Annotated in this window: 12 protein-coding genes; 5 read left to right on the top strand and 7 right to left on the bottom strand. The window is 58.5% G+C overall.

Annotated features, from left to right (window positions below):
• Position 1 precedes the first annotated feature (1 nt).
• The 4 genes from K325_RS0111530 to K325_RS0111515 all read right to left on the bottom strand — a co-directional run bounded on the left by K325_RS0111530 (position 2) and on the right by K325_RS0111515 (position 3513).
• Positions 2–982 (bottom strand): NADP-dependent oxidoreductase, encoded by a 981-nt coding sequence (locus tag K325_RS0111530; RefSeq protein ID WP_029654420.1) that lies wholly within the window; start codon positions 980–982, stop codon positions 2–4.
• 81 nt (positions 983–1063) lie between these two features.
• A complete protein-coding gene (locus K325_RS0111525; RefSeq protein ID WP_029654419.1) occupies positions 1064–1534 on the bottom strand; it encodes an acyl-CoA thioesterase in 471 nt (156 codons plus the stop codon).
• Complete coding sequence (locus K325_RS0111520) at positions 1531–2619, bottom strand: SMP-30/gluconolactonase/LRE family protein (RefSeq protein WP_029654418.1); 1089 nt, start codon at positions 2617–2619, stop codon at positions 1531–1533. Before K325_RS0111520 ends, K325_RS0111525 begins: the two co-directional genes overlap by 4 nt.
• 99 nt (positions 2620–2718) lie before the next feature.
• Positions 2719–3513: an alpha/beta fold hydrolase gene (locus K325_RS0111515; RefSeq protein ID WP_029654417.1), complete on the bottom strand. Its 795-nt coding sequence runs from the start codon at positions 3511–3513 to the stop codon at positions 2719–2721.
• A 374-nt stretch (positions 3514–3887) separates the two neighbouring features.
• On the opposite strand from K325_RS0111515, the gene K325_RS0111505 reads away from it, so the two are divergent.
• The 3 genes from K325_RS0111505 (at position 3888) to K325_RS0111495 (ending at position 7084) form a co-directional block, all read left to right on the top strand.
• Positions 3888–4928 (top strand): AraC family transcriptional regulator, encoded by a 1041-nt coding sequence (locus K325_RS0111505; RefSeq protein ID WP_036193433.1) that lies wholly within the window; start codon positions 3888–3890, stop codon positions 4926–4928.
• Positions 4925–6361 (top strand): cardiolipin synthase, encoded by a 1437-nt coding sequence (gene cls, locus K325_RS0111500; RefSeq protein ID WP_029654415.1) that lies wholly within the window; start codon positions 4925–4927, stop codon positions 6359–6361. Before K325_RS0111505 ends, cls begins: the two co-directional genes overlap by 4 nt.
• Before the next feature lie 63 nt (positions 6362–6424).
• Complete coding sequence (locus K325_RS0111495) at positions 6425–7084, top strand: GntR family transcriptional regulator (RefSeq protein ID WP_029654414.1); 660 nt, start codon at positions 6425–6427, stop codon at positions 7082–7084.
• Between the two features lies 1 nt (position 7085).
• On the opposite strand, the gene K325_RS0111490 is transcribed toward K325_RS0111495, so the two are convergent.
• Entirely contained in the window at positions 7086–9260 is a 2175-nt protein-coding gene (locus K325_RS0111490; protein ID WP_228128446.1) for a patatin-like phospholipase family protein, read from the bottom strand.
• 46 nt (positions 9261–9306) lie between these two features.
• Positions 9307–9903 (bottom strand): hypothetical protein, encoded by a 597-nt coding sequence (locus K325_RS0111485; protein ID WP_029654412.1) that lies wholly within the window; start codon positions 9901–9903, stop codon positions 9307–9309.
• Positions 9904–10135: 232 nt separating this feature from the next.
• Between K325_RS0111485 and K325_RS0111480 the strand changes: the two genes are divergently transcribed.
• Positions 10136–10501, top strand: coding sequence for a hypothetical protein (locus K325_RS0111480; protein WP_029654411.1), 366 nt, complete (start codon positions 10136–10138; stop codon positions 10499–10501).
• Positions 10502–10510: 9 nt separating this feature from the next.
• On the opposite strand, the gene K325_RS0111475 is transcribed toward K325_RS0111480, so the two are convergent.
• On the bottom strand, positions 10511–13276 hold the full coding sequence (locus tag K325_RS0111475) for an ATP-binding protein (RefSeq protein WP_029654410.1): 2766 nt from the start codon (positions 13274–13276) through the stop codon (positions 10511–10513).
• Between the two features lie 96 nt (positions 13277–13372).
• Here K325_RS0111475 and K325_RS0111470 point away from each other — a divergent pair, with 96 nt between their 5' ends.
• A complete protein-coding gene (locus K325_RS0111470; protein ID WP_029654409.1) occupies positions 13373–13606 on the top strand; it encodes a DUF2789 domain-containing protein in 234 nt (77 codons plus the stop codon).
• Positions 13607–13611 lie beyond the last annotated feature (5 nt).

The raw sequence follows: 13611 nt of genomic DNA, 5'->3' as shown, positions 1-13611 counted from the left end.
GTTACCGGCAGTCCAGCACAAGCTTGCCGCGCACATGCCCACCTTCAAGCAAGGCGTGCGCGGCCTGCACCTGATCCATCGGGAAAGCCTGCTCAATGTGCACCCGTACATCGCCGTCTTCGATCAGCTCCGCAATCTCCTCCAGATGAAAAACATCGGGGCGCACGGTCATGCCGTGGGCCCGAAGCCCCATCGCCTCTGCGGCACTGACAATCTCATCCGCCGTGATGGTAGGAATCGTCACCAGCACACCAGACTCTGCCAGGGTATGCAGGGATCGCTTACCGGCGTCTCCTCCCACCAGATCCAGCACCACATCAAGGCCATAACATTCCTCGGCCACGTCGGTCGTGTGGTAATCGATGACCTCATGTACCCCAAGTTCCGCCAGAAAATCCCGGTTGGCCGGCGAAGCCGTCGCCACCACATGGGCCCCCCGCTCAAGCGCAAACTGAACCGCAAAGTGGCCAACGCCACCGGCACCGGCGTGGATCAGTATCTTCTGGCCGGACTCCAGGCGAGCCACCTCAAACAATGCCTGCCAGGCGGTTAAAGCCGCCAGAGGCACCGCACCTGCCGTCACAAGATTCAGTTCGTCGGGCACGATTGCCAACTCGTCGGCCCTGGCCACCGCATACCCGGCGTAAGCCCCACCGCCGATCGGAAAGCCAACCATCCCCATCACCCGGTCACCAGGGGCCAGGGTGGTGACACCATCCGCTACCGCGATCACCTCTCCTGCCACATCGTACCCGGGTGTCCAGGGCAACCGGCTCTCAATCTGACGGGCGGCGAACCCCAGCCCTCGGCGGGTTTTCCAGTCGATCGGGTTAAGACCGGCACCGTGCACCCGGATCAGCACCTCTCCCTCTGCGGGCTCAGGCACAGGGGCTTGAGCCACCTGAAGCACCTCCCGTTCACCAAACTCGCGGTAGACCACATGTTGCATGGGGGTTGCGTCAACGACATCAGATGATTCCATGGCTGCCTCCGGAATGCATGGGGTCACAGGCCCATTAGCGGGTATCAAGGATGAGACTAGCAGATATTCCTGCCTACGGCCTTAGCGAGTCAGCCCCCGACCACCGGGCACCTGTGCGCCGGACAGAATATCGACGAACGCTTGCGGCGCTCGGGAAGGGCGCTGGGATTTCAGATCGACGCAGGCGTGAGTAGAGAGCCCGCGGAGCAGGGTTTTGCCATCGGAAGGGCGGATCAACTGAAATTGCCGGGCCGAACGGAAACGGCCATCCCAGTCGGTCAGCCAGGTTCCCAGTACCAGCTCGTCGCCAGCATTGGCGGACATCAGATAGTCAACGTCGGTATGGGTTATCGCCATGGCCTTGCCCGTTTCTTCATGCAACGCCCAGGTCATCCCAAGACTCTCGATGTGGGCCCAGCTCACCTCTTCCAGCCAGCGAATATAAACCACATTATTGGCATGCCCCAAACGGTCGGTATCGTCTGGCTGAACGGTGATTTCAAGGGTGAAAGGAGCCGGCAGATCCCAGTTCAGAGCATGAGTATCGGTCATTCGGCATTCTCTCCAAGGCCAGGAATGGCCCGCAACGGTAGCCGGCCAATGCGGTCATTGTGAAGTGAACCAAAGTATAGAGCTCCGTCGTGGGGATTCACCGACGTAATCTCGCGCAGATGGGTTCCAAGGGGATCGTGCAGACTGGTGAGCATCTGGCCATCACGATCAAAGGCAACCACCAGCCCGTAATCCTGAGGCTGGGGCTTCAGGCTGTCCGGCAGTTTAGCCACCAGATCCTTGAGCCAGGGTGTCTGGTGCATCGAATCCACCTGGGGATTTCGTAACGTTGGAAACGCCACCCAATAACGACCAGCATCATCCACGGCCAGATTGTCCGGAAAACCCGGCAGGTTATCGGCAAACACTTCAGTCCGGCCCGCCTTCGGCCCGCTGAGCCAGTAGCGAAGAATCCGGTACTTCCAGGTTTCGTTGACCAGCAGATAATCACCTTCGGGAGAGACCGCAACCCCATTGGCGAAGTGCAGATTCCCCAGCAAAACCTCGGTCTTCCGCGTTTTTGGATTGAAGCGCAACAGGCGCCCGTGCGGACGCATCTCCAGTAAGTCCAGAACATAGTCCGGTTGATGGAAGCGGGAACTGGCGTCCGTGAAGTAAATGCGGCCATCCGGGGCGATCACCACGTCGTCGGTAAACCGGAAGGGCGTTCCACCCGCTTCACGGGCCAGGACAGAGACATCACCTTCTGGTGAAATCGACAGCAGGCCTTTCCAGGCATCGGCCACAATCAGGTTGCCCCCCTGATCAACAACCATGCCCAGAGGACGCCCTTCCGTCTGCAGCCAACGCTCAACCATGCCGTCTGGATGCACCCGGACGATCCAGCCGTCCTGAGTCCCTGTATACAACACCCCCTGACGATCAACCGTGGTATCTTCCGGCCCGTAAACCTGCCCGAGGGCCATCAGCTCGGCCTGTTGCAAACGATGATTAGGGGCCAGCACGCCCGTCATGGCGGGTGCTGAAGGAGCAACCCAGGCTTTGCTGTCAATGGGGGAAGGTGCCAGCAGAAAACCGCCCGCTAAAAGAAAGACAACCAGCAAGGTACCCAAGAGCCATTTCATCGTAAGCGCCCGATCTTTTTATGATTTTTGTTTCCAGCGAGCCCGCTGGATCACGTCCTGCGTTCTACCTTAGCAGATATCACCCTGCGCCTGACAAGTTCACGATTGCTTGAGGAAATCCCGGCACAGCGTGGCAAAATCGTCCGGCTTTTCCGCATGCAGCCAGTGGCCAGTCCCGTCAATAACCTTCAGTTCGGCCTCAGGGAACAGCTCACGGATGGTGTCCCGGTGCTTGTCCTGAATGTAAGCAGAGTCTGCGCCTTTGATGAACAGCACGGGGCCCCGGTAAGGCGCTGAGCCCTCTGGCGCAGCGGCCAGATTGTCGTAGCAGGCATCAATAACCGGCAGGTTCAGCCGCCAGCGGAACAACACATCTTCGCTGCTTTGCGTTTCGGCCGGTATACGCTCGAGGTTTTTCAGCAGGAACTGCCGGACCCCCTCCACCGCCACGAACTCCGCCAGTCTCGCATCGGCCTCACGGCGGGTTTTCACCCCCGTCAGATCCAGTTTCTGCATCCCCTCGAGTATCGCGTCATGATGAGGCTTGTAGGTCACCGGTGAAATATCCGCCACAATCAGCGCCTGAACTCTCTCCGGGTACGTCAGAGCCACCTGCATTGCCACCTTGCCCCCCATGGAGTGGCCAAGCAGGATCGCTTTATCAATGCTCTGGGCATCAAGATAAGCAATCACATCTTCAGCCATGGCCGGATAATCCATCACATCTGAGTGGGGAGAGCTACCATGGTTGCGCTCATCCAGCGCGTGGATCTGCCAGCTGTCTTCCAGACGGCGACCAATACCGCCCAGATTTTCCAGTGAACCAAACAGTCCGTGCAGCAGGATCAACGGCGTTCCCTGGCCGGAAACTCGAGAATTCAGGTTTACACTCATGGGCTGGCATGCCTCCGGTTATCGGATCAAACCGGATACACTACCATCGCCAGAACTCGGGGCAAGGGGAAATTAGCGGATAAAAAAAGCCGGGCCAATGCCCGGCTGGAAGGTCACAGACATACGCCTGAAAGATCAGCAATAGAAGATGCTGTCCAGGTATTCCGCGAGTGCCAGAACGTTTCTGCGCTCGGCTTCGCTATGGGGCACAAAGATTTCCTGTTCCATACAATACCTCCACGTCGCAATGCATTGCTTCAACCTGATAGACAACATGCTATCGTTTAAGCAATAACGACCCATTGACTCACTGTCGCAATCGTTTGACATTCTGTATCAGTTCACCAGACCACTACCGGGAGCAGACTCCAGGCATGCAGGCCTCATCCGACCAACCGGAAACGCCCCAGGTTGCCGCCTCCAGCACGCTGGCACTGGTTCACTATCTGGACACCCGGGGGTTGCTGAACCGTGCCCGCATTGAACAGGTCACTGGCCTGAGCCTCGAAGCCCTGACCGATCCGGATCTCCGGATACCCGCCGGCACCCACTATCGGCTCTGGGAACTGGCAGAGGAACTGACCGGAGACCCTGGGGTCGGGCTGCACGCCGGACAGGTGGTCGACCCGGAGCGCATGGGGCTGGTCGGCCATGTTTTCTTTAACTGCGATACGCTCGGCGAGGCAGTGGTGCAATATGTGCGTCTCCACCGCCTGATCAACGAATCAGTCATCCTGAGTTTCGAACAGACTCCGGAACAGGCCATTCTCACCTGGCATCCGGATACCCCTGCACACTACTGCAGACAAGATATGGACCGCACACTGGCGGCGGCCCTGTGTCGCACCCGCCATTTCATCCACGCAGGTATTCACGCTGACTGGCTGGAAATTGCCCACCCTGAACCCGTATATGCCGATGAATACCAGGCGCTGTTCGGCTGCACGGTCCATTTCGGCAGCGACATGACCCGCATGGCGTTCAGCAGCCGACACCTGGGACACCCGATTCCCCATCGCAACCCTTATGTTTATTCGGCCATGCTGAAACAGGTGAACGCGGTACTGGCCCGATTACAGACCCGCCGCACCTTCGGTCGCAAGGTGCGGCGACTGATCTCCCGTCAGATGGCCACCGACCGGATTGACGCCGACACCCTGGCCAGACACTGTCACATGAGCCGGCAAACCCTCTATCGTAAGCTCAAAAAAGAGGGCCTGAGTTTTCACGATCTGGTGGAACAGGTGCGCAAAGACAAAGCTCTGCGATACGTCGCCGACGACCAATACGCGTTAGGAGAAATCGCCTTTCTTCTGGGGTTCTCGGAACTCAGCGCGTTTAGCCGCGCCTTTAAACGCTGGACCGGGGTTGCCCCGGCGCAGTTCCGGGCCAGTCACAAGGAGGGGGCACCATGATCGCCGAGAACCTGTCGCTGCTTGCCATTCCGCTCGCCCTGCTGTACCTCGCCGCGCTTGCGTGCATTTATCGGATCTTGCTGACATATCGGACGGCCCAAGGCGCTATTGCCTGGATCCTCGCCCTGATCGGTTTGCCATACATTGCGGTCCCGATGTTCCTGTTATTTGGTCGCTACCGCTTTGGCGGTTACGTCAAAGCACGCCGCATGGGAGATCAAAGCCTGACCAATCTGCTGGATCAGTTTGAAAGTCAGACCACGTCCATCGCCGCCCCCGGCCAGGACCATTTCAGTGATGAGCTTCAGGTTTTGTGTAAGCTGGGCCGCCAGCCATTTACCAGTGGTAATCACTGTACCTTGCTGCAAGACGGAGAAGCCACGTTCGAAGCCTTGTTTGAGGCCATGGAGAATGCCAGCCATTATCTGCTGCTGGAATTCTATATTGTCCGATCAGACCGGGTGGGGCAGCGGATCAAGGCCATTCTGGAACGCAAACTGGCTGAGGGCGTCGAAGTCTGGTTCCTATACGACGATATCGGCAGTGTCTTTCTGTCCCGAAAGTGGCTGAACGAACTGACCGCGGCAGGGGCAAAAATCGCGTCCTTCGGCGACGGCAACATCCGACGACGCCGCTTCCAGATCAACTTCCGGAATCACCGGAAATTGATGGTCTGCGATGGTGTGGTTGGTTTCGTGGGCGGCATCAACCTTGGTGATGAATATCTGGGCACCGCCATGGATCAGGAACCCTGGCGCGACACCCACTGCCGGATCGAAGGGCCCGCCGTAACCGGCTTGCAACTGGCCTGGCTGGAAGACTGGAACTGGGCCAGCAATACCCGGCCTGACCTGAACTGGGCAGCGGCAACACCGCCTCCCGGCGATGAGGAAGTACTGGTATTACCCACCGGCCCCGCCGACACCTGGGAAACCTGCACCCTGTTTTTCCTGAACTGCATCAACAATGCGAGGACCCGCATCTGGATTGCCTCCCCCTACTTTGTACCCGACTTCCAGGTCATGAACGCACTCCAGCTCGCCGCCCTTCGGGGCGTGGATGTTCGCATCCTGATCCCGGAGAAAAGCGACAGCCAACTGGTGCGGCTGGCAGCCTACTCATACCTGGTTCAGGCCAGCCAGGCCGGCATCGGCATCCATCGCTACCAGCCGGGCTTCATGCATCAGAAAGTGGTATTGGTGGACAGCCGCTATGCCGCTATCGGCACAGCAAACCTGGATAACCGATCCATGCGTCTTAACTTCGAGATCACCGCTATCAACACCAGTCCGGCCTTTATTGCGCAGGTAGAGGGCATGCTGGAAGAAGACCTGAAGGCGTGCCGGCGCATGACCGAAGACGACTATCGCCAGCGCTCCATCCTGTTCCGGCTGGGCTGCCGGGCCGTGCGACTATTGGCGCCCCTGCTTTGATCTGGTTCCGGCACAAACCTTGTGCGAACATGGCGGTCCGTGCTTGCTGTAAATGACCAGTCCATGAATGCATTTAAACCCAGAGAAACACTGACCGAACAAGTCGCCCGCCACATCGAAAACCTGATCGCCTTTGAGCAGCTCCGGTCTGGTGAACGTATCTACGAAGGCGCCATGGCCAAGCAAATGGATGTCAGTCACGGGTCTATCCGCGAAGGCCTGCTATTGCTGGAAAAACGCCATCTGATTCGCAACGTTCCGCGCAAAGGGGCCTTCGTGACACCGCTGGATGAGCACTTTGTCCGCAGCCTCTACGAGATTCTGGAGCTCTACCTGACCCACACCGGCCGGAAACTCGCCCGCCAGTGGCAACCGGATGACATGCAGCGGCTGGAATCCCTGCATGAACAGATGGTGGGATGTTTTCAGAACAACGACCTGATGGCCTTTCTGGAACTGGGGATTGAATACACCCAGGCATCCCTGGCCTATGCCGACAACTACTTCATTGTATCGGCCATTGAGGACCTCTGGCCTTCCGCCAAACGCTGCGCCTTTGTGGCTTTCCGGCATGGTGGCCGCCAGGTACTCGCCGACAACCTGGCGCTGATGGAAGACTCTATCCAGGTCATCCGCGCGCGGGATGAACAAGCTCTGGCTGACATTCTTCACCGCTACGCCATACAGCAGTGCGAGCAGGTGCTTGCCGCGCTGGCGCCGTGAATCAATAGAACAGCTGGGTAAACGAGAAGCCGATATTCAGGTACGCAGTCCAGTCATCTTCGTTGTTATACGCTGCCGACAGCTGCACCGGCCCCAGGAACGTGTCGACCCCGGCAAACAGGCTCCAGGAGCGGACCAGGCCAGACCAGGTGGCATCGTCCATCTGCTCCCAGGCATTGCCGGTTTCAAACCCGACCCCGGCAAACCACGGCATGAACGGGCCTCCAAACTCTTTCCTGGCCCAGGCCGCCAGCAGCGCCGCATCGTTACCGGTAATTTCGCCGGGGGCATAGGCCGATAGCTGACGGAAGCCGCCCAGGCGAGCAGCGTTTTCAACCCCGGCGTCGCCCCGGATCACCTGTCGGGTATACGCCAGACCGGTCAGGTTGAAACGCTGCCATGTCCCGGTACCCAGAAGCATGCCGGTGACCGAATCGAACTTGCGGTCTGCACCAAGCTCCTCCCGCTCCACACGAGCCCGGATACCCGCAAATGCACCCGACTTGGGATAAAACGCATCACTCAGGGAATCGTGTACCAACTGAAGGCTGACATAGCCCTGATGCACTCGGTCGGAGAGCACAACCGGCGTACCGACTTCGTCATCCACCGTCGCATAACCACGCACGTAGCCGAGCCGGACTTCGCCATCGCCACCCAGCTCCATGCCCAGAGCCAGATCCATCTGGCGGAAGGTCACGTCAATCTCAGCAACCCGGTCACCCTCGTCATAGATGCTGTAATCATCTCGGCGGTATTCCATGCCGAGAACGGCAAACCGGTCGTAGCCGTAATCCAGAGGTTGATACCATTGGCTGCGCACCCAGGGTTGGGTGCCCAGCTGAAAACTGTTCTGCCACTCCGCGCCCAGGCGGTTGAGCTCGGTCATTCGAAGACCCGCGGCCAGATTGAAACGGGTATCTCCGTCAAAGTTGTCCTCATAATTCAGGCCGAAAGAGAGATAATTGGGCCCCCAGCTTTTCTCTCTGGCCTGAATAATCAGAACCGGCCCCTCCCGGGACGGGCTCAGAGACCAGGAAACGGTTTCGTAATAACCCAGGCCGTATATCCGCTTGAGATCGGCCTCCAGAGCCTCAATATCCAGCGGTTCACCTTCTTTCTGTCGTATACGTTCCCGTAAAAAGTCACTGGCCAGGCGTTTGCCCTTCTGGAATTCAATTCGGGCAATGGGGCCAGGAGGCACCGCTTCTACCTGCAGTCTGCCACGGTAGGCCAACCATTCCGCATCGCTCACGGAAAGCCGGTTCAGGTCCACCGCATGTTCACGGGCACCACTGGCCCCCAATTCAAACAGTACCGGGGCATCGTAGAAATCTGCAGAGGTGTGTCCTTCAAGATCGGGCTGAATCAGCACATCCTGATCCGTCATCAGAGCCAACTGGTAATCCGTGTTTCGCCGGGTCATCAGCGTGGTTAACTGCCCCACCACGGAAAACGCTTCCCGTATATCATCTGTGTTCAACAACGGGTCCGTGATGTCCACAGCGATCACGACATCAGCCCCCATGTCGCGTGCTACGCTGACGGGAAGGTTATTGGCTACCCCACCGTCGACCAGCAGACGCCCGCCCCGCTCTACCGGCGCGTAGACTCCTGGAACACTCATACTGGCACGAAGAGCATCCGCTAGGTTGCCATCCCCGATGACAACCTCAACGCCGGTTTCCAGATCAGTGGCGACAGCGCGAAAGGGAAGCGGCAGCTGGTCGAAATCATCCACCAGTGCAGCATTACGGGTCAGTTCGTTCAGGATGAACCCCAGGTTCTGGCCGGTGACCAAGCCCCCGCCAACGTGCAGGCCCTCTGAGCTCACACCAATGCCGGGCACCAGAGGCAGCCGCCAGTCCTCCTGTTTCCGGCGCACGGGTTTGTAGGCCCTGCCCGGGTTATCCCGAAAACTGGACAACCAGTCCAGCGCAATAAAGCGGCGTTCAATCTCTGCGACCGGCATCCCGGTGGCATAGAGCGCCGCAACCGCTGAGCCAGCACTGGTGCCAACCACCAGGTCGACGGGCACCTGCATCTCTTCCAGCACCCGCAGCACACCAACATGCGCCATGCCCTTGGCACCGCCTCCGCTGAGGACCAGACCAATGGTCGGCCGGTCCGCCCCACTTGTTTGCGCACCGGCCAAGGGAGATAACAGAAGGCCCATCAGCACGCAAACCTGCAGGGCACAATGGCGTTTGATCAGGGAACGGTTACGAACTCGACTTGGAATCATCGTCAGCCAGAGACAGGTGTGAGGTATCCGGAACAATGGGCGGCGGCACGTCACGTTCCACACCCAGATCGCTGCCGGCCGGCGCCAGAGTCCAGTCATCCAGGTGCTCGAACATCGGCGCTTCAACGTCTTCATGTTCCACCAGGGTCACCCCAACCGGGTCCAGACTCAACCCGGAACCGGCGAGAATATCATCTACTTTTTCTCCGGCCACGGGCAGCCGGTCGCCGGGCTCAACCGAAGGTGCCGGGCCAGCCGCTGCCGTCTCAGGACCGGCCGACTCACGGGGGGCGGCAGGTGCTGGCCGGGACGGTGCCTCCGGAGCAGGGGACACTTTGGCGGGTTCAGTTCCGGGCATCGGCTGAACGTAAACAACCATCCCGTGCTTCTTCAGAACCGCCAGGTATTTCTCAGCTTGTTCCTGCTCAAGCTTGTTGCGGATAACCACCGGCTGACCACTGAACATCCGGTCCAGTTGTTCCACACTGGCCTTGAACAGTGCCCGGGCATTGTTTCGGGCGACTTCCTGGGTGGTGCCTGGGGTGCACTCGCCTCTGAACACAAGCTGATACATGGCTATCCCTCTGCTTTACAACAACTGTTGTCCAATCATAACGGAAATCACGGGGCGCTACAGGCCTAAACCACCGCCGCGGCTTACCATCCGGATATTATTTCAGTATTGCAAACAATTGAAAAATTCTCTGCTGGCAGGAGGAAAAACCGCCAACACTCTGCAACAATAAAAAGTAACCAAGCGTTACGTGATGTCACACACGTACCTCAGCCTGCCTCGGGAGTTCACTATGCGCGCACTCATCACAAGTTTACTGACTGGCCTGGCGCTATACGGCGCATCGGCCCAGGTCTCTGCCGAGAATCTTGATGTGCTCATGAGCGGAGTTTTCCAGGCCAACGAGGCGACCTACATCGGGTACGAGAGCGTCGAACGAGAGGATATTCCCGTTCAGTCCCAGATTGAACGAAAGTACCTGATTGTCGATTTCCGGTTCCAAAACCAGCAGCTGCCCTCCGAACAACTGCAGGCCAGCGTACACAAAGTCTGCATGACGCTCCTGAAAGACCGTGAACTGATCCGCTCTCTGTCCGATTCCGGCTACGACATGGTCTCTGTCGCTTTTGATCGCCAGTCCCAGTTCGACTGCCTCTGAACGCTCCCCTTAATCCTGACCAAGCAGGCGAGGGAACGTGTCCAGAGCGGTGTTGACCGCATCCAGGTTGAAAGCTTCAACATCAACCAGCAGCTTTTCGCCATAACGGGTCACCGAAGATGACCGGTGCCGGCGCCCCCATTCAATCACCCTAACCGCAAAATCCTTCATTTCCTCAGGGTCCCCGCTTTCCCGCACGTCCTGCCACTCATCACCGAAGTCTTCGGCCAGCTTCTCCCGCAGCCAGCCACGCTCATGCATGCTCATGGTCTGGGCCAGAAGCCGTTCGGACTCCTCGGGTGCGCCGTCATCATCGACCTGCTCAACGCTCGCCTCTACCCTCGGCAGCACCACGTGGAAGGTGGAGCCGACGTTGGCCTCACTCTCCACCGTCAGCTCTCCACCCATCATTTCAACCAGTTTCCGGCTGATTGCCAGCCCGAGACCGGTGCCGCCGTAGCGACGGGAGCTTTGTCCTTCCTGCTGTTCGAAGGCATCAAAGATGCGCTCCTGCTGATCCGGGGCAATACCAATCCCGGTATCGGAGACCGTGACCTCGAGCCGGTAATAACAAACGTCCGGGGCGTCATCAATCGGCTCCCCCAACGCTTCCGCAACCGCCCGCACCGTCACGCCACCGTCGTGGGTAAACTTGATCGCGTTGCCCACCAGATTGAACAACACCTGTCGCAAACGGGTTTCATCCAGCATCATCGCCGACGGCATACCTGAAACCACACTCACTTCCAACGTGATCCCCTGTTCGGTCGCCCTCAGATCAAAGATATGGCGAACATCGCTCAGAAGACGCCGCACGGACACCGGGCCGAAGTCGAGACGCATTTTTCCCGCCTCAATCCGGGACAGATCGAGAATATCGTTGATCAGCATCAGCAGGCTTCGGCTGCCTGCGCGAATCGCATTCAGATAGTTTCGCTGCTGGGGATCCGTCACCGAGTTGTAAAGCAGATCACTGTACCCGATCACCGCATTCATCGGCGTCCGGATCTCATGCGACATGTTGGCCAGGAACTCACTCTTGGTACGACTGGCCGCCTCGGCCTCCCGCGCGAGCCGTTCCGCTTCAAGTTTGGCGGCTCGCAACTCATCCTCACTTCGTCGCAAGGCGTTCTCTGAGCGGATGCGTTCATCCACTTCCAGCGACAGCTTCCGGTTCCAGTAGAGGAAGATCAGCACCACGACGATGGCGATCAGGATGATCCGCCGAACCACGGTGTAATCCGCGGCCTGCTCAATATCCAGGTGAATCCAGCGGTTATAGATGGCCTCGGTCTCCGAGGGCGGCAAGCTACCCAGCGCCTTGTTGAGGATACGATGCAGTTCCGGGTTATCCGGATTCACCGCCAGTCGCAAGTCATACTGGTAAGGCGTAATACTGGTGATTCTCAGGTTTGACAGTCCCAGTCGCGCAACGGTGTAACTCACAGCGGGAATGTGGGTCACCATCACATCCAGATCACCATTGGACAGGGCCAGCAGTCCGTCTTCTACCGTCTGTTGAGGATAGAGATCAAGGTTGGGGTGATTAATCAGCAGGTAGTCATGGCTGGCCTGACGGTTCACCACGCCCACGCGTTCGTCACGGAGTTCACGCAGATCGCCGATAAAGCGGCCAGTATCGCGGATCGCCAGGGCAATCGGCACATTGACATAAGCGCGGGTAAACAGAAAAGTCTGTTCGGTGCGGGGCGTTCTCGACATCCCCGGAAGGATGCTCAACTCCCCCGATTTCAGTTGTTCCTCCGCACTGGCGCGACTGCTCACCACCTCTCTCTGAAAACGAATGCCCAGATCCTTTTCCAGGCGGTTGAGGAGATCGGCCACCAGGCCCGCAGGCCGGCCATCCTGCTCAAACTCAAACGGCGGCCAATCCGGACGGAGCCCGACCGTTATTCCGGCATTATTGGCCAACCAGTCCAGTTCACTGGCAGTCAGGACTACGTTCCGGCTCTGAATCTCAGGCGTCTCACCCGCCAGCCAGGACTGACGTATGTTTCGATGTTCCTGATGGGACAGCGCCGTCACCGTTCGGTCAAAAACCCGAAACAGGCGTTCCTTGTCCACCGGCACCTGCAGCACCACATCCACTGGGCGGCGGTCCAGCAGTACCGCCAGCCCAACGCCATTGATCATGGCCGATTCCAGGTAGTCCGACACCACTGGAACCGGCCCGAGAAACGCATCGGCTTCTCCGGACATCACCCGGCTGACCGCCTCCCCCAGATTCGAGACCGGCACGGGGGTGAAGTTTTCCACCGGGTCCAGCAGCGGAAACTGGTTGGGATCATCCCCTACGATCACGACTTTTGCCGACTCAAGATCCGTCAGGTTCCGGATGCCGGCATCACCTGCATTAACAAACACTCCATAGGTCAATGTCATCAGCGGTGCCGTATGCCTGACACCGGGAATAACCGGGGCTCCGGGTAACCGGGTGGTCAGGATCACATCGGGTTCGGGCGTTTCCGCCAGTGTGCGGTTCATCTGGAACGGCTCTATAGGCAACCCCAGCTTGGTGGACAGCCGATTAAGATAGTCCACCCAGATACCCGCCATCCGGCCTTCCCCGGTATCAAACACCAGAGGCACCTGAGTATGCCGCACGCCGACATTAAATCCCTTCTGTTCAGACAGCCAGCGCAGATCCTCAACCCCAAGCACAGGGGCAGGCGATGCCTGAGGTGGATCCGCCAACGCCACTCCCTGAAACAGCAGGTACAACAGGCAAAACATGATCGCTGAACGAGACTTCACTGGATATCCTCGGCGGGTCCACTACATTTCATGGAAACGATACCTGCAAAACGGCAGAATTGCATTTTGCTCTTGATCGGATGGGAGGACAGTACAATGGACACCAGCCAACACAGCCTGGGCACCTTGTTTGAACAACTGGGATTACCGTCCGGGCAAGGCGACATCGAACGCTTTATTGCCCGGTACGCGCCATTGCCCAGCGACATCGCCCTTCAGGATGCGCCGTTCTGGTCAGCGAGCCAGTCTCACTTTCTGGAAGAAGGGCTGGAAGAGGATAGCGACTGGGCAGAAGTGATTGATGAGCTGGACGCCCTGCTCAGGCACTGAGCGGG

It is taken from the genome of Marinobacter daepoensis DSM 16072 (genome assembly GCF_000421165.1).
Lineage (GTDB): Bacteria > Pseudomonadota > Gammaproteobacteria > Pseudomonadales > Oleiphilaceae > Marinobacter > Marinobacter daepoensis.
This window is presented reverse-complemented; position numbering and strand designations above follow the sequence as displayed.

Excerpts from the sequence above, each read along its gene's own strand:
- K325_RS0111525 (WP_029654419.1), bottom strand. The coding sequence starts at position 1,534 with ATGACCGATACTCATGCTCTGAACTGGGATCTGCCGGCTCCTTTCACC.
- K325_RS0111470 (WP_029654409.1), top strand. The coding sequence starts at position 13,373 with ATGGACACCAGCCAACACAGCCTGGGCACCTTGTTTGAACAACTGGGA.
- K325_RS0111480 (WP_029654411.1), top strand. The coding sequence starts at position 10,136 with ATGCGCGCACTCATCACAAGTTTACTGACTGGCCTGGCGCTATACGGC.
- K325_RS0111530 (WP_029654420.1), bottom strand. The coding sequence starts at position 982 with ATGGAATCATCTGATGTCGTTGACGCAACCCCCATGCAACATGTGGTC.
- K325_RS0111515 (WP_029654417.1), bottom strand. The coding sequence starts at position 3,513 with ATGAGTGTAAACCTGAATTCTCGAGTTTCCGGCCAGGGAACGCCGTTG.
- K325_RS0111490 (WP_228128446.1), bottom strand. The coding sequence starts at position 9,260 with ATGGGCCTTCTGTTATCTCCCTTGGCCGGTGCGCAAACAAGTGGGGCG.
- K325_RS0111485 (WP_029654412.1), bottom strand. The coding sequence starts at position 9,903 with ATGTATCAGCTTGTGTTCAGAGGCGAGTGCACCCCAGGCACCACCCAG.
- K325_RS0111520 (WP_029654418.1), bottom strand. The coding sequence starts at position 2,619 with ATGAAATGGCTCTTGGGTACCTTGCTGGTTGTCTTTCTTTTAGCGGGC.
- K325_RS0111505 (WP_036193433.1), top strand. The coding sequence starts at position 3,888 with ATGCAGGCCTCATCCGACCAACCGGAAACGCCCCAGGTTGCCGCCTCC.
- cls (WP_029654415.1), top strand. The coding sequence starts at position 4,925 with ATGATCGCCGAGAACCTGTCGCTGCTTGCCATTCCGCTCGCCCTGCTG.
- K325_RS0111495 (WP_029654414.1), top strand. The coding sequence starts at position 6,425 with ATGAATGCATTTAAACCCAGAGAAACACTGACCGAACAAGTCGCCCGC.